This window comes from Brevundimonas sp. (assembly GCF_036402095.1).
Lineage (GTDB): Bacteria > Pseudomonadota > Alphaproteobacteria > Caulobacterales > Caulobacteraceae > Brevundimonas.
On the sequence record NZ_DASWTO010000067.1, the window covers coordinates 13,421 to 33,587 of the forward strand.

The window sequence follows — 20,167 nt, forward strand, 5'->3', positions numbered from 1 at the left end:
TTGATCAGGTCGCAGGTGAAGCTAGCCGGCGTTGCGGGCGATGCGTTCGACTTCCTTGCGTACCTGGGCCTCGACGATGCCCGGCAGGTTGGCGTCGAGCCATTCCTTGAGCATCGGCCGCAGCAGGGAGCGGGCGAGTTCATCAAGCGTGGGGCCGGAGGGGGTGGTCGGTTCCATGGGCTCGGACTTCTTCAGCGAGGAGGCCAATCCGGCGAAGGCGGATGCGGCGCTGGCCGCGGCGCTCTCGCCGACGAGGGTGTCGTAGCCGGTGGCGGCGGCGTGGCTGGCGGTGTCCGACGGATGCTCCGGCTCGGGCGCGAACACCGATTCGCTGACCGCCTCGACCGGGAACGGATCCACGTCGGTTTCGGCCGGCGAGACGTCGAGATCGCCGATGCTCTCGGCGGCCGGAGCCTCGTAGGTGTCGGTCAGCTCGAGCACGTCCTCTTCGGACCCGTCGGCTTCCTGCATCGAGGGCGTCTCGTCCATCAGCGCGGGCGAGACCTCCGCCTCCTCGGGCTCGTCTTCGGCGGGCGCGGCGGCGGCCGGGGCCGTCTCGGCGGGCGCGTCGTCTTCGGAGATGATCCGGCGGATCGACGCCAGGATTTCCTCCATCGTCGGTTCCTGGGCGGTCTGGTCGGTCATGTCGAAACCCCGAGGCGCGCGCGGCGAACGCAAAGTCAGAATGGTTGGGCGGCGCGGGACCATGGCCCCTGCCCCGCCCGATGTCGTCGCATCTCAGCCCGCTGGAATCAACGGGCGTTTTTCGCGTCCCAGGTTAACGACCCGCGCCGGGGTCGCCTGCCAGGCGATCCGCCGCGGACTCAGTTCCGCGGCGCCGTCTGGACGATCTCGGACTTGAGCTGCTGGTCGATCGGCGCGTCGGGGGCGTCCGTGGCCGGCACGATCGGCGGCGCGACGATGCGGTCGACCGCCTCGATCAGGCTGTCCCACGGCAGCGCTCCGCGATTGCGCACGCGGTCGTAGTTGTCGGAGGGATCGTAGAGGGCCAGCGTGGGGTCGAGATCGGCCCCTTCCAGCCGGCCCATGGCCGCCAGAAGATTGGCCTGGGCGACGTATTCGTTGCGTCGGGCGCTGGCCAGGGTGATCTCGGCGTTGCGCAGCTCCAGTTCCTGGTTCAGCACGTCCAGGGTCGTGCGCAGACCGACCTGGGCCTCCTGACGCACGCCCTCGGCGGCCACGGTGGCGGCGCGCACGGCCTCCGTTCCGGCCTCGAGGCTGGAGCGGGCCGACAGGGCCTGGGCGTAGGCCGAACTGACCGACTGCAGGGTGTTGCGGCGTTCGCCCTCGACATTGATCTGGGCCACGTTGGCCCGTTCGAGCGCCTGGGCGACGCGTGAGCCGTTCAGGCCGCCGGTGAACAACGGCATGGAAACGGTGGCGCCGGCCGTCAGGCGGGTCTCGTCGCCGATGTCGCTGATCTGGTCGAAGTCGCTGTTGGAGCCACCGTAGGACGCGGTCAGGCGGGCCGACGGCATGTATTCGGCCTTGGCGGCGGCGACATTGGCCTCGGCCGCCCGCAGGCTGTAGGCGGCGGACCGGATGCCGGGGTTGTCCGCCAGCGCCACGTCGAGGGCGGCGTCGAAGTCCGTCGGCACGCCCGGCAGCACCGGCATCGGCGCCAGATCGCCCGGCGACTGGCCGACCACGGCGGCGTAGGAGGCGCGCGAGACCGACAGCTGCGCCTGGGCGTTGGCCAGGTCGGCCTCGGACTGGGCCAGCCGGGCCTCCGACTGGGCGACGTCGGTGCGGGTGATCTCGCCGACCTCGAAGCGGGCCGAAGCCTCTTCCAGCTGGCGCTGGAGCACGCCAAGATTGGCCTGGCGGATGCGCAGGATCTCGGTGTCGCGGATCACGTCCGCATAGGCCTGGATCACCGAGGCCAGGACGGTCTGTTCGATGTCGCGCAGGTTCTCGCGGCCGGCGAGGATGTCGGCTTCGGCGGCGGTGATGCCGTGACCGATGCGGCCGCCGCTCCACAGCGTCTGCGACAGGCCGATGCTGGCCGATGCGCTGTCGCTGTCGGGATCGAAGGCGGTGTCGCTGTAATCGCGGGCGTAGTTGCCGCTGACGGTGACGTCCAGCCGGGGGCGCAGCCCGGACCGCGCCTGGACGATCGATTCGTCCAGCGCCCGCTGATTGGCGCGCTGGGCCAGCAGCGACGGATTTGTCTGGTAAGCCAGGGCGAGCGCTTCCTGCAGCGTTTCGGCCCAGACGGGCGCGCCCATGCCGGTGACGACGGCGATGGCGGCGACCGAGGCGAGCACGCGCGAACGTTTCAGCATGACTGTTCCTGCCTGGCGCGGAAGGATGCGCGCCCCTTTGTATCCCATAGGCCTGATGCGGGACGGTTTCCTCCCGCGCCAGTTAAGATTTTTTCACGCGCCCCCCGGAAAGCGCCCCTGACTACAGGGCGAAGGCGGGCTCGGGCGCAAGCGCCGCCAGCACGGGCGGCGCCGAATCGAAAAGTTCACGCCGCGACAGGCCGGAGGCGCCCTTCACATAGAGGACGGCCTTCCCCGCGGGGCCGGAGCGTTCGACCACGGCGAGGCGGCCGCCGACCTTGAGGGCCGCCAGCCAGGCGTCCGGGCGAACCGGCGCGGCGGCCTCGGAGACGATGACGTCGTAGCCCTCGCCGACCGGAGCGGTGAAGGGCGAGAGGACGCCGTCGACGCCGGCCTCGGCCAGCGCCGGGGCCACGACCTCGAGCACTTCCGCGTCGGCTTCCTGGGCCGTGACCTTCAGGCCCATCCGGGCGAGAACGGCGGCGGCGTAGGGGCCGGCGATGGCCAGGGCCGTCTCGCCGGCGCGCAGATCCAGGGCCATCAGCAGTTTGGACAGGTCGCGGGGCAGCATCAGGCGGCGGCCCGCGGCGATCTCCGGCTCCATCTCGGCATAGGCGGCGAAGGCGCGTTCGGCGGGCAGGAAACGTTCGCGCGGCACCGCGAGCAGCGCGGCCTGGAGGTCGCGGTCGGTGACGTCGTTCACCCGGACCTGGCTGTCCACCATGATCTTGCGCGCGGCGGCGAAATCCATCTGTCGATCGTCCCGAATAGGCAAGGCGCGACCACGCGCCGGAAATCTCGCGCGCTTATAGGTCTGTGCGTTGCGGGCGACAATCCGATCTGGTAGCGAACGCCCCTCGCGATGGCGTGGTCGTGCCCGGAATGGTTTCCGGGTCGGCCCCAGGGCCTGATGGCGGAGTGGTTACGCAGAGGACTGCAAATCCTTGCACCCGAGTTCGATTCTCGGTCAGGCCTCCATCGCGATTTTCGGACAGTTCAGACGGGCGCGGTCACCCAGCCGATCACCGTGGCCGCACTCACCGTCGCGGCGACGATGGTGATCGCCACGGCCACGCGCGCGTTGCGGTTCACGAAAAACAGAATGCTGTCGAGCATGACCTACTCCCCCCGGACCACGGCACAGCGCCACAGATCGCGCCGTTCATCAAGGTATACGAAGGGTTAATCGCGGATTGGTGAACGCTTCTCGCCTATCGCGTGAAATGATGCAGGGCGATCGCCCCCGCAGTCGCCACATTGAGGGAATCGAAGCCGCCCGACATCGGAATGCCGATCGGCTCGCAGCGGGCAAGCAGCTGATTCGGAAGGCCGGGCCCCTCGGCGCCGAGCACGATGGCCGTCCGGCCGCCGCGCGACGCAAGATGCAGCGGGGCCGGCGAGGACGGAGTCATGGCCAGGACCCGGAACCCCGCCGCCTTAAGCCCGTCGATCGCGCCGGCTGCGTCCAGGCCCGCGGCCATGGGGGTGCGCAGGACCGCTCCGACCGAGACGCGGATGGCCTTGCGGTAAAAGGGATCGCAACAGCGGTCGTCGAGCAGCACGGCCCCGGCCCCGAAGGCCGCGGCGGCGCGGAATATGCCGCCCATGTTGTCGTGATTGCCGATCCCGCAGGCCAGCACCACGACGGCGTCTTCGGTCACCCCGGCCAGCACGTCCTCCAGCGGCCGCGAGGCCGGCTTCCGGCCCAGCGCCAGAATGCCGCGGTGGAGGTGGAAGCCGGCCACGCCATCGAGAACCGGCTGCGCGGCCGAGTACACGGGCGCGTCCGGCGGCAGGGCCGCGAGCGTGTCCTCGAGGGCGGCGAGCCGTCTTTCGGCGATGAGGGCCGCCACCGGACGGCACAGGGAGGCCGGAGAGGCGAGGACCCGCAGCACCACCTCGCCCTCGGCGACGAACAGGCCCTGCCGGCCCGTCAGATCGCGTTCGCGGATGTCGCGGAAGGCCGCGACGCGCGGGTCCAGCGGATCGTCGATGAGGATTGCGGGCAATCGGATATTTCCCGTTGCGTGAGCCTGACTCGCGCTGCTATAGCGCGCGCCTTCCCGAGAGGAAGTGTTCCGCGGTAGCTCAGTGGTAGAGCAGCCGACGGGTAATCGGCTGGTCGTAGGGTCGAATCCTACCCGCGGAGCCACTCTCTCCCATCCCCCACATCGCCACGGACGTCATGGCCCGACGCCGGCAAGAAAAAAGCCCGACGCGAGCGCCGGGCTGAAGTGGTTCGGTGATGGTGGGTGTCCTCGAACAAGGAAGACGCCCCCTCGTTCGACTGAATTGGTTAACGGGCTGTAAACCACCTCACGGTCCCGCCAGATCGGGCAGCCAGGTGGACTGGCGGGCGCCGCCCGGGCCGGTCCAGCGTATGCGCCAACCGGAACCGGATCTCTCGACGGTCAGGTCCCGCGACGGCGCCGCTTCTCCCGGCCAGGTGAAGTCGCGACCCGCAACATGGATCTGCTCGGACCCCTCGCGCGGCGCCAGCATCACGCTCCAGCGGCCCTGGGCATCGGGCGCGACCTGCAGGATTTCACCGCCGCTGCGCACCTCGACACCGTCGGTCCCCGGGGCGGCGCGGCCGGAGGCCAGTCGCATCCGGCCGTCGCTGTCGATCGCGCCGAGCGCCGGTGCGGCGTCCAGCCGGCGGGTCGCTCCCCCCGGACGAAGCACGACGATCGGCCCCTGCCCCGCCGCCAGGATCAGCAGCCGGTCCGGCGATGGAATGGTGTCCTGGCCGACCTGGGTCTCGGGCCGAAGCAGCAGATGTCCGACCGGTGCGGGCAGGCGGATCTCGAATCGGCCGCGAGGATCGGCGGAGGCCGCGAAAGCCGCGCCGTCGTCGCTGCGCAGGACCACGCGGGCCTGCGACTCTGCGGCCCCGGATACGATCAGGGCGGACCCGGCCCGTTCCACGCGTTCGATGGCGGGAGGACGGCTCCAGTCGCCGTCGGCCTCCGGCCCGGTTTCCGCCTGACGGGGCGCAGCCGGTGAACAGGCGACCGCGGCGGCCGCCAGCACGGCCGCGACCGTGGACAATATCGCCCGTTTCATCCTGCCTCTCCGACCGTTAGGAGTGTCGACCCAGATAGCGCGGCGGGACGCCCGCTGTCTTTCACTGTCTTCAAGAGGCTCCATGTCGTCCCCCGTCACCATCCAGCCGTTCGACGGCAAGTCCGTCTGTCTGTTCTGCGGCTCGTCCGAGACCGTCCACCCGGAGTATCTGGCGGCGGCCAAGGCGTTCGGCGAGGCGACGGCCAGGGCGGGCTGGCGGCTCGTCTACGGCGGGGGCGGCGTGGGCCTGATGGGCGCCTCGGCGCGGGCCGCCCACGGCGCCGGCGGGCGGGTGCTGGGCGTGATGCCGGGGTTCCTGCGCAGCCGCGAACGTCTGTTCGACGAGGTGGAGACCCTGGTCGTGCCCTCGATGCACGAGCGCAAGACCATCATGTACGACCAGTCGGACGCCTTCGTCGTCGCGCCGGGCGGCGTCGGCACGCTGGAGGAGGCGATCGAGGTGCTGTCGTGGAAGCGGCTCGACCTGCACGCCAAGCCGGTCATCTTCCTGAATCTGAACGGCTTCTGGGATGCCCTTCTGGCCGTCATGGAGCACAGCATCGAGGAGGGCATGACCCCGGCCTCGTTCCGCCAGGCCTGGGTCGTCTGCGACACGGTGGCGGCGGCCATCGAGGCGGTGCGGGCCTCGGACGAGATGCCTCACTTGCAACATGATCAGCGATAAGTAATCACTGGTCAGTCAGTGGATCGTGCGTCTCTTTTGAAAACGCGGCTTGACAGTTGCGTATGAAAACGGACACTGGCGTCGCCGGGCGGATCAACGCCCATGCCATCTTCGGAGACCTCCCCATGCGTGCTCTGCTTATCGCCGCGGCCATGCTCGTCGCCGCCCCGGCCGTCGCCCAGGCCCCCGTCTCGAGCGCTGTGCTCGCCGACGCCTCCCGGGCGCCTGCCAACCGCACCATCATCGACGGCGCCGCCTGGCGCTGCGAAGGCGCGACCTGCACCGCCAACGGCGGCGCCAGCCAGACCGCCACGCGCGCCTGCCGCCGGGTCGTGGCCCGCTTCGGTCCGGTGACCGCCTTCAGCTACAAGGGCGTCGACCTGACGGCCGAACAGATCGCCGCCTGCAACGCCTGACCGTCGCAGCGTTCGGACGATGACAAGGGCCGTCCCTTGGCGGGGCGGCCCTTTTCCGTGCCTGGGCGGGATCAGGCGGTCTCGCCGGTCAGGCGTCTGACGATGCGCTCACGCCCGATCAGCGGCACGAGGGTCGCCATGTCCGGACCGTGCTCCTGCCCGGTCAGGATGTGGCGCAGCGGCATGAACAGGGCCTTGCCCTTGGCGCCCGTGCGCTCCTTGACGGCATTGGTCCAGACCGGCCAGGCGTCGGGTCCGAGCGTCGCCGGCAGGACTTCGAGCGCAGCGGCGGCGAAGGCCGGATCCTCGACAACCGGCGTGACGGGTCCACTGATGATCCGTTCCAGATCAACCACATCGGCGAACTTCTGCAGGTTCGGGCGCAGGGCGTTCCAGACCGCCTCGCCCATGTCAGAGCCGAGCGCGGCCAGCCTCGGCTGCGCCGTCCGGTAGTCCATCGCATGCAGGGCCTGGGCGTTCAGACGGTCGAGGTCGGCGGTGTCGTACCGCGCCGGCGAACGGCCCATCTTTGAGAAGGAGAAGCTTTCCCCCAGGGCTTCGATCGAGGCCGCGACCTCCAGCGGATCGGACGTGCCGATACGGCCGAGGTGGCTGGTGATGGCGATCGGCTCATACCCCTGATCGCGCATTTCGGAGATCGACAGCGATCCAAGCCGCTTGGACAGGGCCTGACCGTCGGCGCCGACCAGCAGGGGCATATGGGCGAAAGCCGGAACGGGTCCGCCCAGCGCCTCGAAGATCTCGATCTGGGCCCCGGTGTTGGTGACGTGGTCCTCACCGCGGATCACATGGGTGATGGCCATGTCGATGTCGTCGACCACAGACGGCAGGGTGTAGAGGAACAGGCCGTCCTCACGGATCAGGACGGGATCGGACATCGAGGCGGTGTCGACCTCGGCGTGGCCGCGCGACAGATCCTCCCAGGCCACCCGCTTGCCGTCGAGTTTGAAGCGCCAGTGAGGGCGACGGCCCTCGGCCTCGTAGGCGGCCTTCTCGGCGTCGGTCAGCTGCAGGGCGGCGCGGTCGTAGACCGGCGGCAGGCCGCGCGACAGCTGCACCTTTCGGCGGCGGTCGAGTTCCTCGGCGGTTTCATAACAGGCGTAGAGCCGGCCGGACGCCTTCAGCCGGGCGGCGGCCTCCTCGTAGCGGTCGAACCGTTTCGACTGGTTGTGGCGTTCGTCCCAGACCAGGCCGAGCCAGGCCAGATCGTCCTCGATGCCCTGCTCGAACTCGGGCGTGGAGCGGGCGAGGTCGGTGTCGTCGATGCGCAGCACGAACGAGCCGCCCTGCCCCTTGGCGAACATCCAGTTCACCAGGGCGGTGCGCACATTGCCTACGTGCAGCTTACCCGTCGGCGACGGGGCGAAACGAACCTTGACGGACATGGAGCGACCTTGAAACGCGAGGCGCGTAGGTCGCGCCCGCGGCGGCCCAAGTCAAGGCGTGGCGGTCGCTCAGTCGTCGCGGTGGACGCGCTCGCGACGCTCGTGCCGCTCCTGGGCCTCGACCGAAAGGGTGGCGGTCGGCCGGGCTTCCAGCCGGCCGAGGCTGATCGGCTCGCCGGTTTCCTCGCAGTAGCCGTAGGAGCCGTCCTCGATGCGGCGCAGCGCTTCATCGATCTTGGAGATCAGCTTGCGCTGGCGGTCGCGCGTCCGCAGTTCCAGCGCGCGGTCGGATTCCGATGACGCCCGGTCGACGAGATCGGGATGGTTTTCCGTCTCGGCCTTCAGGTTGATCACCGTGCCCTTGGACTCGCGAAGGATTTCGTCCTTCCAGGCCAGGAGCTTGGCCTTGAAATAGGCCAGCTGCCGTTCGTTCATGAACGGCTCGTCCTCGGAGGGCCGATAGTGGTTCGGCTCACTCGCAGACGCCAATGCGTTCATCGCACTCACGCTCTCAACAGCGCCCCCCTGTGGCGCAGTGCTTGCGTATAGGGATGGTGGAGAGTCGCGGCAACAACGCTCGCGCGAGCGTGACCGACGATTGATCCGGTCGGCGACCGAGCGTGACATTTCTTCATCACCCGGCGCTCGCCGATCACGCTTTTGCGAAAGATTTCACCGGTTTATGCTGCGCTGCGGCGAAGATCGGCCTTGGCCAGCTCGACCGCCGCCCTCAGATCGATCTGGGCCAGCAGGCTGTTCAGAGCGGGGTCGAGGTCGACCGGACGCTCCTCGCGCAGGCCGCGGCCGAGACGTTCCAGCGTCGCCTCGCCGGCCTCGCCCGCCAGCAGGGCCAGCTTCAGCTCGTCCAGCCGGTCCAGCAGGCCGCCGCCGCGGCGAATGGCCCGGCGTCGGCGCTCGGTGGCGTCCTCGACGCCCTGCAGCGCCATCAGGGCGGAAACGCCGGCCACGCCCGAAACGGCCGCGGTGGTCGTGGCCGCGCCGGCGGGAGCCCCGGCTCCTGACGCGGGCACGGAGAAGCCGCCCGCCGCTTTCGCGGGGCGCGCTCCCTGGGAGGCGGACGGTCCGGATGGGCCGGTGACCTTCATGGATTACGACTCCAGCACTTGCCCGACCATCGTCGGCGCCGGGTCACCGTTTGGTTAACGCCCCGGCAGTTTCTGCCGCATCGATCCGACGCAAATCTGGAGCATGCACTGAATTCACTGGCTTTTTCGCCTGGCACGGCGCTGGCATCACGGTGGGCACAACAGTTCGCGGACACCGTACCGATGCAGAAACTGCTCGCCTCCCTCCTGACCGCCGCCGCCCTGGCCGGATTCGCAGCGCCGGCGGCGGCCCAGTCGCGGATCAAGGACATCGCCGCGGTGGAGGGCGTCCGCACCAACCAGCTGGTCGGCTACGGCCTGGTCGTCGGCCTGAACGGCACCGGCGACTCCCTGCGCAACTGCCCCTTCACCCGCCAGTCGCTGGAGGGCATGACCGAGCGGCTCGGGGTCAACATCCGCGGCTCCAACGCCAACTCCAAGAACATGGCGGCGATCATGGTCACGGCCGAACTGCCGCCGTTCGCCACGCCCGGCTCCCGCATCGACGTCAGCGTCTCGTCGATGTGCGACGCCAAGAGCCTGCTGGGCGGCACCTTGCTGGTCACCAGCCTGCAGGGCGCCGACGGCGAGGTCTATGCGGTGGCGCAGGGGTCCATCCAGACCGGCGCGGTCTCGGCCTCAGGGGCCTCCGGCTCGTCGGTGACGCGCGGCGTGCCCACAGCGGGCCGCATCGCCTCGGGGGCCACCGTCGAGCGCGAGACCGGCTTTCAGCTGGCCAATATGAACGAGGTGCGGCTGACCCTGCGCAACCCCGACTTCACCACGGCCCAGCGCGTCGCCGCCGCCATCAATCAGGTCTATCCGAACGCCGCCCTGGCCGAGAACGGCACCGTCATCGCCCTCCGCGCCCCCGGCCAGATGGGGATGGCGGGCTTCATCAGCCGGGTCGAGAACCTGCCGGTGGCGGTCGACGCCCCGGCCAAGGTGATCATCGACGAGGTCAACGGCGTCATCGTCATGGGCGATGCGGTGCGGGTCTCCACCGTGGCCATCGCCCAGGGCAATCTGACCGTCTCGGTGCAGGAATCGCCGATGGTCAGTCAGCCGGAACCCTTCAGCCGCGGCGGCGAGACCGTGGTCGTGCCGCAGTCCGACGTCTCGGTCGAGGAGGAGCTCGGCCGGCAGATGCGCATCGTCGGCGGCGGCGCATCCCTCTCCGATCTCGTCAACGGCCTCAACGCCCTCGGTGTCAGCCCGCGCGACATGATCAGCATCCTGCAGGCCATCAAGGCGGCGGGCGCGCTGCAGGCCGAAATCGAGGTGATGTGAGCATGAGCGACCTGGCCGTCTCCCCTTCCCTGCTCCAGCCCACGCCGTCGGCGCCGCCGCCCACCGCCCGTATGCGCGAAACGGCCGAGGCGTTCGAGGCCTCGTTCCTGGCGCAGATGCTGAAGCCGATGTTCGAAGGTCTCTCGACGGAAGCGCCGTTCGGCGGCGGCGAGGCCGAGGGCACATGGCGCGGCTTCATGATCGAGGCCATGGCCAGGCAGACCGTCAAGGCCGGGGGCATCGGCCTGGCCGATCAGGTCGTCGCCCAGATGGTGAAGATGCAGGAGCAGGCCCAATGACCGGAACCGCCGAACTCAACGCCACTGCCCGCGTGCGGCAGTTGATCGACCTGACCGAACGGCTGACCGCCAGTCTGGGCGCCGAGGCCAGGGCGTTTGAGGCGCACCGGCCGCAGGACGCCGCGGCCACGCTGGCGGGCACGCAGGACCTCGCGAACGCCTACCGGCGCGAGTCGGCCCAGGTGAAGGCCAATCCCACGGTGCTGGCCGCCGCCCCGGCGAGCGACCGCAAGGCCCTGATCCGTGTGACCGAGGCGTTCGAGGCGGTCCTGAGCCGCCATTCCCGCGCCATCGAGGCCGCGCGCATCATCTCCGAGGGTCTGGTCAAGACCATCGCCGCCGAGGTCGCAGCCCAGCGTGGCAGCCCGTCGGCCTATGGCGCCAGCGGACGGGCCAACACCGGCGACGGACGGGCCGTGGCGTTCAATCGCACCGCCTGAGTTCGATCGTCCTCTCCACGCCGACCGCGCGCAGGAAGTCAGGGTCGTGGCTGACCACGATCAGGGCGCCGTCGTAGGCGGTCAGCGCCGCCTCCACGGCCGCGAGCGAGTCGAGATCGAGGTGATTCGTCGGCTCGTCGAGGATCAGCAGTTGCGGCGGCCGGGCGCCGGCCATGACGCAGGCCAGGGCGGCGCGCAGCCGCTCGCCGCCTGACAGGGTTCCGACGATGCGCTGCGCCGCCGTATTGCGGAACAGAAAGCGGGCCAGCGCCGCGTGGGCCTCGTTGACCGTGCCCCCGGGATTGAGGCGGCGCCACGCCTCGAGAAGCGTCTCGTCCGGCCGCAGCACCGCCGTCTCCTGATCGAGCAGCGCCGCCGGCACGTGGCGCTCGACCCGGCCGGCCGTCGGGGCGAGGTCTCCGGAGATCAGACGCAACAGGGTGGTCTTGCCCGCGCCGTTGGGACCGTTGATCGCCACCCGCTCCGGACCGGTCATCCGAAGCGAGACGGGTCCGACGACGCGCCGGCCGTCGGGCGCATCCAGGATGGCCTGGTTGAGGACCAGCACGGTCTTGCCTGACGCGAGGCCGGTCGACGGCATGGGAATGGCTATGGCCCGGACACGCTCGACCCGCTCGCGCGCCTCGTTGAGTTCAGCCTCGGCTTCGGCGGCCCGGCGTTGCGCCAGAAGGCTTTCGCGAGCCCCGGAGTTCTCGGCCCGTTCGGCCATCGCCCCCAGCAGGATTTTCGGCTCCGACTTCTTCGCTGCGAAGGCCCGCCCGGCCTTGTCGCGCCGGGCCTTCTTCTCCAGCGCTTTCTGGCTCTCGCGCGCGACCTGGGCGGCGCTGCGTGCGGCGATCTCGAGGTCGCGTTCCGCCGCCGCCCGCTCAGCCGCCTTTCGCTCGGCGTAGAGGTCGTAGCCGCCGCCATAGACGGCGACTCCGAGGCCGGACAGTTCGACGATGCGGTCCATGCGCCGCAACAGCGCGCGGTCGTGGCTGACCACGAGGGCGCCGCCCTTCCAGCGATTCAGCAGGCCTTCGATGGCGGCGCGGCCGTCGGCGTCCAGATGATTGGTCGGCTCGTCCAGCACCAGCAGATCCGGCTCGTGCAGCAGCACGCGGGCCAGCCGCACCCGCGTCTGTTCGCCGCCGCTCAAGGTCGTCGCCGGGCGGTCGATGTCGAGTTCGGGCAGGCCGACGTCGGCAAGGGCGCTCCCGATCCGGCCCTCAAGGGTCCAGTCGGCGTCGGCGAGATCGTCGGGCGCGCCCTCCCCGGCCAGCACCCGGCGTACGACCGTCATGGCCGTCGCGGCGCCGAGAAGATCGAGGACCGTTTCGCCGGGTCCGGGCTCGCGCCTTTGCTCAAGCCAGCCGACCTTGCCCGTGCGCGACACTGAGCCTTCGACGGGTTCACCCCGGGCCATGACGAGGCGCAGCAGCGTGGTCTTGCCGACGCCGTTACGGCCGACGAGACCCGTCCGCTCGCGCCCGAAGGCGAGGCTCAGGTTGGAAAAAAGGGTGTGGCCGTCAGGCGTCCGGGCCGCGACGCGATCGAGCGTCACGAATGCGGATGGGGACGGGCCTGGGGCGAGGCTGGGTGAGGACATGGACGAACGCGAGCAGCGAAGCGGAAAGGGCGAAACCAATTCCCAGCGCGCTGATCATCTTCGTCGGGCCTCCAGTGAACTCACTCGAACCGGCAGAATGGGTGCGAAGCCGCGGCGCCGCAAGCAATTTCGCGGCGGGCCGCTCCTGACGATGCCGTTACCAGGCCCGCTTCAGGGGGCGTTGCGACGCCGCGGCCGCTGGTTTCGACAGGGCCGCGGCCCTAAATGGGCGGCCATGGACCAGACCGCCGACCCCCAGGACGCCGCCGGCCGCCGCGCGGCGATCGTCGACCGCATTCGCGCCGAAACCGGCATCGACGAGGTCATGATCGCCCGGCTCGTCGACGGCTTCTACGACCGCGTGCGCGCCGATCCGGTGATCGGCCCGGTCTTCAATGACCGCATCAGCGACTGGGGCCCTCACCTGGAGCAGATGCGGCTGTTCTGGTCGTCGGTAGCCCTGATGAGCGGCGTCTATCACGGACGGCCGATGCCGAAGCACCTGCCCCTGCCGGTCGACGCGCGCCATTTCGACCGCTGGCTGGAGCTGTTCGAGGCGACGGCCCGCGAGCTGTGCCCACCCGCCGCCGCCGACCACTTCATCGAGCGCGCCCGCCGCATCGCCGAAAGCCTCGAGCTGGGCATCGCCGGGGCCAACGGCGTGCTGCTGGGCAAGGGCGAGCGCTATCTGCGGCCGACTGAGGCGTGGTCGCCGGGGGGCTAAAGCGGCCGCGCCCGCCCGGCCCTGCTGACAGAATCTGGCAGCAGACTGGCGCGGCGGACGGTTTGTTCCTACAATGTTCTTGCTGAATCCCGCGAACTGATCCCCATATAGCGCTGTCGCGCCGGAGCTTGCCCGGCCCCTCCGCGTTCCCGGACTCCCAAGCCTTCAGGCCTCATGACCGAAAAGCACAACTTCATCCGCGTGCGCGGCGCCCGCGAGCACAATCTCAAGGGGGTCGACCTCGACATTCCGCGCGAGCAGCTGGTGGTGATGACCGGCCTGTCGGGCTCGGGCAAGTCGTCGCTGGCGTTCGACACCATCTACGCGGAGGGCCAGCGCCGCTACGTCGAGTCGCTGAGCGCCTACGCCCGCCAGTTCCTGGAGCTGATGGGCAAGCCGGACGTGGACCTGATCGAGGGATTGAGCCCGGCCATCTCCATCGAACAGAAGACGACCTCGAAAAACCCGCGCTCGACCGTCGGCACGGTGACCGAGATCCACGACTACATGCGCCTGCTGTGGGCGCGGGTCGGCGTGCCCTACTCGCCGGCGACCGGCCTGCCGATCGAGAGCCAGACGATCTCGATGATGGTCGACAAGCTGACCGCACTGCCCGAGGGCGAGCGCATCCTGCTGCTGGCGCCGGTCGTCCGCGGCCGCAAGGGCGAGTACCGCAAGGAGATCGCCGAGTGGCAGCGCTCGGGCTTCCAGCGGCTCAAGATTGACGGCGTGTTCTACGCCATCGAGGACGCCCCGGCGCTCGACAAGAAATTCAAGCACGACATCGACATCGTCGTCGACCGGATCGTCACCAAGGCCGGGCTGGAAGGCCGATACGCCGACAGCCTGCAGACCGCGCTGGGGCTGGCGGACGGGATCGCCGTGGCCGAGTGGGCCACTACGCCCGAGGGCGAGGCGCCGCGCCGCCTGACCTTCTCGGAGAAGTTCGCCTGCCCGGTGTCCGGCTTCACCATCAGCGAGATCGAACCGCGGCTGTTCTCGTTCAACAACCCCTTCGGCGCCTGTCCCGTCTGCGACGGGCTGGGCGTCAAGCTGGCGTTCGACGCCGATCTGGTGATCCCGGACCGCGACAAGAGCCTGCACAAGGGCGCGGTCGCGCCGTGGTCGCGCGGGCCTTCGCCCCTCTACACCCAGACGCTGCAGTCGCTGAGCCGCCACTACGGCTTCTCGATGGACAAGCCGTGGCGCGAACTGCCGGCGCAGGCGCAGCAGGTGATCCTGCACGGCACCGGCGCCGAGAAGATCAAATTCCGCTACGACGACAACGCCCGCACCTATGAGGTGTCGAAGGCATTCGAGGGCGTGCTGCCGAACCTTGAGCGGCGCTGGCGCGAGACTGACAGCGCCTGGGTGCGCGAGGAACTGGGCCGGTTCCAGTCGGAGACGCCGTGCGAAGCCTGCGGCGGCAAACGCCTCAAGCCGGAGGCGCTGGCGGTCAAGGTCGCCGGCACGGACATCGCCGAGGTGTCATGGCTGTCGATCAAGCACGCGCACGAGTGGTTCACGGCGCTGGCGGACAAGCTGACCGACAAGCAGATGGAGATCGGCCGCCGCATCCTGAAGGAGATCACCGACCGGCTGCGCTTCCTCAACAACGTCGGCCTGGACTACCTCAGCCTGTCGCGGTCCTCGGGCACCCTGTCCGGCGGCGAGAGCCAGCGCATCCGGCTGGCGTCGCAGATCGGCTCGGGTCTGACCGGCGTGCTGTACGTGCTCGACGAACCATCGATCGGGCTGCACCAGCGCGACAACTCGCGCCTGCTGGAAAGCCTGCGCGGGCTGCGCGATCTCGGCAACTCCGTGCTGGTGGTCGAGCACGACGAGGAGGCCATCCTGACGGCCGACTATGTCATCGACATGGGGCCGGCGGCGGGCATCCACGGCGGCGAGGTCTGCGCCCAGGGCACGCCGGCCGATGTCATGGCCAACCCGAACTCCCTGACCGGCAAATATCTGACCGGCGAACGCGAGATCGAGCTGCCGCCGGAGGGCCGCCGCCCGGTCGACCGCAAGCGGATGCTGAAGATCAGCGGCGCCACCGGCAACAATCTGAAGAGCGTCACCGGCGAGATCCCCGGCGGCCTGTTCACCTGCGTCACCGGCGTCTCCGGCGGGGGCAAGTCGACCTTCACCATCGAGACCCTCTACACGGCGGCCGCGCGGCGCCTGCATAACGCCTCGGACGCGCCGGCCCCATTCGACCGGATCGAGGGGCTGGAGCTGTTCGACAAGGTCATCGACATCGACCAGAGCCCGATCGGCCGTACGCCGCGCTCGAATCCCGCCACCTACACCGGCGCCTTCGGGCCGATCCGCGACTGGTACGCCGGCCTGCCGGAGTCAAAGGCGCGCGGCTACGGACCCGGACGGTTCAGCTTCAACGTCAAGGGCGGGCGCTGCGAGGCCTGCCAGGGCGACGGCCTGATCAAGATCGAGATGCATTTCCTGCCCGACGTCTACGTCACCTGCGACGTCTGCAAGGGCCGGCGCTACAACCGCGAGACGCTGGAAATCGTCTTCAAGGGCAAGAGCATATCCGACGTTCTGGATATGACGGTTGAAGAGGCCGCCAGCTTCTTCAAGGCCGTGCCGTCGATCCGCGACAAGATGCTGACCCTGAACCGGGTCGGCCTCGGCTATGTGAAGGTCGGCCAGTCGGCGACCACCCTGTCCGGCGGCGAGGCGCAGCGGGTCAAGCTGTCCAAGGAGCTGTCCAAGCGGGCGACCGGCAAGACCCTCTACATCCTCGACGAGCCGACCACCGGCCTGCATTTCGAGGATACGCGCAAGCTGCTCGAGGTGCTGCAGGAGCTGGTCGACAACGGCAACACCATCGTCGTCATCGAGCACAATCTCGACGTCATCAAGGTGGCGGACTGGCTGCTCGACTTCGGGCCCGAGGGCGGCGACGGCGGTGGCGAGATCGTCGCCGTCGGCACGCCCGAACAGGTCGCCGCCAATCCGGACAGCTGGACCGGCAAATACCTCAAGGAGGTGCTGGACCGGCACGAACAGCGCCGCAAGGCGCGGGTGGCGGCGCTGAAGAAGCGGGCCTGAGAGCCCGCCGGCTCAGGCGGTGGGCGTCTCCGCCCCCAGTCCCTTGATGTCGCGATAGGCCGCCGCGAACGGCGCGTACATCACCCCGACCGTCAGGGCGTAGACCACGGCCTCGGCCAGCGCCGAGGCGATGACCCAGGGGTTGGTCACGTCGAGCGCCGTCCTGAGCGCCTCGGGATCCTGCCCGGCGCCGAAGGTCCACATCTGCTGCCCGGTCATCAGGGCGAGCGGCATGGTCACGATTCCCAGGAGGAACTGGACCACGAGCACCATGACGATGGTGATGACGGCCATGCCGAAGAGGGGCCAGAAACGGCCCTTGGTGACCCCGAAGGAATCAAAGAAGGCGAACCGGTTTTCGGCCACGGTGATGGGGACGGCCAGGCTGAGTCGGATGGCGAGCCAGATGACCGCCCCGACGCCGGCGAGGCCGCCGAGGATCACCACCAGCCACAGCCAGTTCGCTCCCGTCGCGCCGGCGATGCCCGCAAGCACGCCGACCAGCGCGCCGACAGCGACCCAGGCGCAAAACATGAGGATGGCCAGCACGAGGGTGACGACGAACACCCGCAGCTCGTCCATGCCGAGCCGGAGATAGCCGAACCCGCCCGCGCGGGGATTCAGCACGGCCCGCGCGACCGCCGCCATCAGCATGGCGCCGACGATCAGCGAAACGGGAATGAGCCACGCCAGGCTCAGCATCACTTCGCCCAGCCCCTGGAACGCGGCGAGCACCTCTTCCGCGGAGGGTGTCGCCGTTCCCGAGTCCAGCGCCTCCATGCGCTCGGCCCAGGCCATGAGCGGCTCTATCGCGCTGGACATGGCGAACAGGCTGGCGAGGCTCAGCACGGCGTACAGCAGCGTCCAGGCCACAAGCGCCATCGGCTTTCGTCTGACGAGGCGGAAACCCTCGAAGGCCGCATCGCTGGCGGAAAACGTCATCATCCCCTCCTGTTCCGACGGGCCGGAATCTAGTCGCCCATCGGGGCGGTGTCAGTGGAAATCGCTTCCGGGGCCGTCCCGGGCTCCGTCGCCAGGTCGAGCACGGCCCTGGCGAACGGCGCGGTGGCCAGCAGTTGCGAGAACCCCTGAATCCAGGCCATGGGCAGCAGCAGCACCACAGCCACCCCGAGCAGCAGCGCGGGCTGCTCGGGCAGTCCCTGCAGCCACGCCAACATGGCGTCGGGATTGGTCACCGCGACGCCGCCACCGACGATCAGGGCGACGATGACGATCAGCAGCAGCAGGGCCATGCCGAGCACCATGGCGATCAGGAACTGGACGATCAGCAGCCCCATCAGCCGCCACGTCTGCCCGCCGCCCAGCTTCCAGCCCTCGACGAAGGCTATGGTGTCGTAACGAAGGCTGGCCGGCGCGATCAGGGCCAACCGCCCCCACAGCGCGAGGAAGCCGAGCGCGATCGCGACGCCCATGGCCACATAGACCAGGGCTCGCCACGGGTCGGGCAGGCCCGAGAGGGCCAGACCGATTCCGACCGCCAGCAGGACCACTGCGACCATGGCGATGATCACACCTATGACGATCGTCACGCCCACGACGGCGACGTACAGCTCGTGTACGCTGACGCGGAGGAAGGCGGCGCCGTCGCCGCGCCGGCCCGCGAAAACGGCCCGGATCACCGCCGTGGTGACGAACAGGGCGCCCAGCAACTGCAGCAAATTGGCCAGATGGGACCAGGCCTGGAACTGCATCATCGCGCCGAAGTCGTCGAACGGCGGGCCATCGGCCGCCCCGCCGGGTTCGAACGCTCCCGCAGCCGCCATTTCGGACAGCAGGGGGATCATCGCCCAGAAGGCGAGCACGCTCGGCGCCAACAGCACCAGTCCCCAGATGATCGTCGCCATCGGCCGGCGCCCGGCCTGCCGGAACGGCTCGGCTACCGCCTCCGAAACAGAGAATGTCTTCATGGTTCGCCCTCCCCGGCCGCGCATATTAACCACAGCGACGCTTGCGACCCAAGCGCCATCGATTTGGGAGGCTGACGGGGCGGTCCGTCATGACTAGAAAGCCGCGATGAACGCCTCCTCCCCCTCCCCCTCCCCCGTCCACGTCATCGGCGGCGGCCTCGCCGGCTCGGAGGCCGCCTGGCAGATCGCAAGCGCCGGCGTGCCCGTCATCCTGCACGAGATGCGCGGCGTGCCCGGCGTGAAGACCGACGCCCATCACACCGACGGCCTCGCCGAGCTGGTGTGCTCGAATTCGTTCCGGTCGGACGACTGGGAGTACAACGCCGTCGGCCTGTTGCACGCCGAGATGCGCGCGCTGGACTCGGTCATCATGGCCTGCGGCGACGCCAACCAGGTGCCGGCCGGCGGCGCTCTGGCGGTCGACCGCGAGGGCTTCTCGCAGGCGGTGACGGCCAGGCTGGAGGCGCATCCGCTGGTCACCGTCGTGCGCGAGGAGATCGCCGGACTGCCCCCCGAGGACTGGGACAACGTCATCGTCGCCACCGGGCCGCTGACCTCCCCCGCCCTCGCCGAGGCCATCCTGAAGGCCACCGGCGAGGAGAGCCTCAGCTTCTTCGACGCCATCGCCCCGATCGTCCACGCCGACTCGATCGACTTCGACATCGCCTGGCGGCAGTCGCGCTACGACAAGGAAGGCCCGGGCGGAGACGCCGCCGCCTACGTCAACTGCCCGATGAACCGCGAGCAGTACGACGCCTTCATCGACGCCCTGCTGGCCGGCCCCAAGGCCGAGTTCAAGGAGTGGGAGAACGTCCCCTATTTCGACGGCTGCCTGCCCATCGAGGTGATGGCCGAGCGCGGCCGCGAAACGCTGCGCCACGGGCCGATGAAGCCGGTCGGCCTGACCAATCCGCGCGATCCGCAGGTCAAGGCCCACGCCATCGTCCAGTTGCGTCAGGACAATGCGCTGGGGACGCTGTTCAACATGGTCGGCTTCCAGACCAAGCTGAAGCACGGCGCCCAGGCCGAGGTGTTCCGCATGATCCCCGGCCTGCAGGACGCCCAGTTCGCCCGGCTCGGCGGCCTGCACCGCAACACCTTCCTCAACTCGCCGAAGCTGCTGGACCGCCAGCTGCGTCTGAAGACCATGCCGCGCCTGAGGTTCGCCGGGCAGGTCACGGGGGTCGAGGGCTATGTGGAGAGCGCCGCCATGGGCCTGCTGACCGGCCGGCTCGCGGCCGCCCAGGCGCTGGGCCGCGACCTCGCCCCGCCGCCGCCCGAGACGGCGATGGGCGCCCTGGTCGAGCACATCACCGGCGGACATCTCGAAGGCTCGAAATTCCAGCCGATGAACATCAACTACGGTCTGCTGCCGCCGCTCGAGGCGCCGAAGGTCGACGCCGAGGGCAAGAAGATTCCGCCGAAGGATCGCGGGCGGGCGAAGAAGCGGCTGATGAGCGTGCGGGCCATCGAGGCGCTGAAGGCGTGGCGGGACCGCTGATGAAGCCCTTATCCCCTTGCGGGAGAAGGTGGCCCGAAGGGCCGGATGAGGGGTCGCACCGGCCGCGCCGGCGCAACCCCTCACCCGACCGCGCAAGAACGAAGGCTTGCGCCTTCGTGCGCGATCTCCCTCTCCCGCAGGGGGAGAGGGGGCGATGATCCTCGATCTCGCCAAACGCGCCGTCCGCCAGAAGATCGCCGACGTCTTCAACGACGCCTCGAAGGGCGAGCGGCCGGTGCTGCGGCGGGCGGATGCGCTGTTTCCGTCCGACTCCGTGGCGTGGAAGGTCAACGGCGACGTCACCACCATGATG

Annotated in this window: 19 protein-coding genes and 2 tRNA genes; 10 read left to right on the forward strand and 11 right to left on the reverse strand. The window is 69.4% G+C overall.

What is annotated here, in order from left to right; genetic code table 11:
* Positions 1–21: 21 nt before the first annotated feature.
* From VGD32_RS05715 to VGD32_RS05725, 3 genes are all read right to left on the reverse strand, one after another.
* Positions 22–645 (reverse strand): DUF2497 domain-containing protein, encoded by a 624-nt coding sequence (locus VGD32_RS05715; protein WP_331030940.1) that lies wholly within the window; start codon positions 643–645, stop codon positions 22–24.
* Between the two features lie 179 nt (positions 646–824).
* Positions 825–2,306, reverse strand: a complete 1,482-nt coding sequence (locus tag VGD32_RS05720; RefSeq protein WP_331030941.1) for a TolC family outer membrane protein — start codon at positions 2,304–2,306, stop codon at positions 825–827.
* Positions 2,307–2,427: 121 nt separating this feature from the next.
* The gene (locus VGD32_RS05725) at positions 2,428–3,057 is read right to left on the reverse strand and encodes a protein-L-isoaspartate O-methyltransferase (RefSeq protein WP_331030942.1); all 630 of its coding nucleotides are present in this window, start codon (positions 3,055–3,057) and stop codon (positions 2,428–2,430) included.
* A 153-nt stretch (positions 3,058–3,210) separates the two neighbouring features.
* On the opposite strand from VGD32_RS05725, the gene VGD32_RS05730 reads away from it, so the two are divergent.
* Positions 3,211–3,284 (forward strand) — tRNA-Cys (locus VGD32_RS05730).
* 233 nt (positions 3,285–3,517) lie between these two features.
* On the opposite strand, the gene VGD32_RS05735 is transcribed toward VGD32_RS05730, so the two are convergent.
* Positions 3,518–4,315, reverse strand: coding sequence for an RNA methyltransferase (locus tag VGD32_RS05735; RefSeq protein WP_331030943.1), 798 nt, complete (start codon positions 4,313–4,315; stop codon positions 3,518–3,520).
* Positions 4,316–4,383: 68 nt separating this feature from the next.
* On the opposite strand from VGD32_RS05735, the gene VGD32_RS05740 reads away from it, so the two are divergent.
* Positions 4,384–4,458: transfer RNA gene (locus VGD32_RS05740), tRNA-Thr, on the forward strand.
* A gap of 164 nt (positions 4,459–4,622) precedes the next feature.
* On the opposite strand, the gene VGD32_RS05745 is transcribed toward VGD32_RS05740, so the two are convergent.
* Positions 4,623–5,372 carry a hypothetical protein gene (locus VGD32_RS05745; RefSeq protein ID WP_331030944.1) on the reverse strand — a complete coding sequence of 250 codons (750 nt, stop codon included), beginning with the start codon at positions 5,370–5,372 and terminating at the stop codon, positions 4,623–4,625.
* Positions 5,373–5,454: 82 nt separating this feature from the next.
* On the opposite strand from VGD32_RS05745, the gene VGD32_RS05750 reads away from it, so the two are divergent.
* Together VGD32_RS05750 and VGD32_RS05755 are read left to right on the forward strand one after the other, a co-directional pair.
* Positions 5,455–6,057 carry a TIGR00730 family Rossman fold protein gene (locus VGD32_RS05750; protein WP_331030945.1) on the forward strand — a complete coding sequence of 201 codons (603 nt, stop codon included), beginning with the start codon at positions 5,455–5,457 and terminating at the stop codon, positions 6,055–6,057.
* 125 nt (positions 6,058–6,182) lie between these two features.
* A complete protein-coding gene (locus tag VGD32_RS05755) occupies positions 6,183–6,473 on the forward strand; it encodes a CC_3452 family protein (RefSeq protein WP_331030946.1) in 291 nt (96 codons plus the stop codon).
* Between the two features lie 71 nt (positions 6,474–6,544).
* Here the strand turns inward: VGD32_RS05755 and gltX are convergent, their stop codons facing one another.
* The 3 genes from gltX to VGD32_RS05770 form a co-directional block, all read right to left on the reverse strand.
* Positions 6,545–7,879, reverse strand: coding sequence for a glutamate--tRNA ligase (gltX, locus tag VGD32_RS05760; RefSeq protein ID WP_331030947.1), 1,335 nt, complete (start codon positions 7,877–7,879; stop codon positions 6,545–6,547).
* A gap of 69 nt (positions 7,880–7,948) precedes the next feature.
* Entirely contained in the window at positions 7,949–8,377 is a 429-nt protein-coding gene (gene dksA / locus VGD32_RS05765) for an RNA polymerase-binding protein DksA (RefSeq protein WP_331030948.1), read from the reverse strand.
* A gap of 182 nt (positions 8,378–8,559) precedes the next feature.
* Positions 8,560–8,985: a flagellar assembly protein FliX gene (locus tag VGD32_RS05770; protein WP_331030949.1), complete on the reverse strand. Its 426-nt coding sequence runs from the start codon at positions 8,983–8,985 to the stop codon at positions 8,560–8,562.
* Between the two features lie 183 nt (positions 8,986–9,168).
* On the opposite strand from VGD32_RS05770, the gene VGD32_RS05775 reads away from it, so the two are divergent.
* From VGD32_RS05775 to VGD32_RS05785, 3 genes are read left to right on the forward strand one after another with little or no spacing between them, the layout of a single operon-like run.
* Positions 9,169–10,275 carry a flagellar basal body P-ring protein FlgI gene (locus tag VGD32_RS05775; protein ID WP_331030950.1) on the forward strand — a complete coding sequence of 369 codons (1,107 nt, stop codon included), beginning with the start codon at positions 9,169–9,171 and terminating at the stop codon, positions 10,273–10,275.
* Positions 10,276–10,277: 2 nt separating this feature from the next.
* Positions 10,278–10,574, forward strand: a complete 297-nt coding sequence (locus VGD32_RS05780) for a rod-binding protein (protein WP_331030951.1) — start codon at positions 10,278–10,280, stop codon at positions 10,572–10,574.
* On the forward strand, positions 10,571–11,014 hold the full coding sequence (locus VGD32_RS05785; protein WP_331030952.1) for a flagellar basal-body protein FlbY: 444 nt from the start codon (positions 10,571–10,573) through the stop codon (positions 11,012–11,014). Before VGD32_RS05780 ends, VGD32_RS05785 begins: the two co-directional genes overlap by 4 nt.
* On the opposite strand, the gene VGD32_RS05790 is transcribed toward VGD32_RS05785, so the two are convergent.
* Complete coding sequence (locus VGD32_RS05790; protein WP_331030953.1) at positions 10,998–12,623, reverse strand: ABC-F family ATP-binding cassette domain-containing protein; 1,626 nt, start codon at positions 12,621–12,623, stop codon at positions 10,998–11,000. The two genes, VGD32_RS05785 and VGD32_RS05790, sit on opposite strands and share 17 nt — an antisense overlap.
* 235 nt (positions 12,624–12,858) lie before the next feature.
* Here VGD32_RS05790 and VGD32_RS05795 point away from each other — a divergent pair, with 235 nt between their 5' ends.
* Together VGD32_RS05795 and uvrA are read left to right on the forward strand one after the other, a co-directional pair.
* Positions 12,859–13,347 (forward strand): group III truncated hemoglobin, encoded by a 489-nt coding sequence (locus VGD32_RS05795; RefSeq protein ID WP_331030954.1) that lies wholly within the window; start codon positions 12,859–12,861, stop codon positions 13,345–13,347.
* A 174-nt stretch (positions 13,348–13,521) separates the two neighbouring features.
* Positions 13,522–16,425 carry an excinuclease ABC subunit UvrA gene (uvrA, locus tag VGD32_RS05800; RefSeq protein WP_331030955.1) on the forward strand — a complete coding sequence of 968 codons (2,904 nt, stop codon included), beginning with the start codon at positions 13,522–13,524 and terminating at the stop codon, positions 16,423–16,425.
* 12 nt (positions 16,426–16,437) lie between these two features.
* Here uvrA and VGD32_RS05805 read toward each other — a convergent pair whose 3' ends face one another.
* Both VGD32_RS05805 and VGD32_RS05810 read right to left on the reverse strand, forming a co-directional pair.
* Complete coding sequence (locus tag VGD32_RS05805) at positions 16,438–17,367, reverse strand: hypothetical protein (RefSeq protein ID WP_331030956.1); 930 nt, start codon at positions 17,365–17,367, stop codon at positions 16,438–16,440.
* Between the two features lie 29 nt (positions 17,368–17,396).
* Entirely contained in the window at positions 17,397–18,353 is a 957-nt protein-coding gene (locus VGD32_RS05810) for a hypothetical protein (RefSeq protein WP_331030957.1), read from the reverse strand.
* 106 nt (positions 18,354–18,459) lie between these two features.
* On the opposite strand from VGD32_RS05810, the gene trmFO reads away from it, so the two are divergent.
* Positions 18,460–19,854: a methylenetetrahydrofolate--tRNA-(uracil(54)-C(5))-methyltransferase (FADH(2)-oxidizing) TrmFO gene (gene trmFO / locus VGD32_RS05815; protein ID WP_331030958.1), complete on the forward strand. Its 1,395-nt coding sequence runs from the start codon at positions 18,460–18,462 to the stop codon at positions 19,852–19,854.
* Positions 19,855–20,167 lie beyond the last annotated feature (313 nt).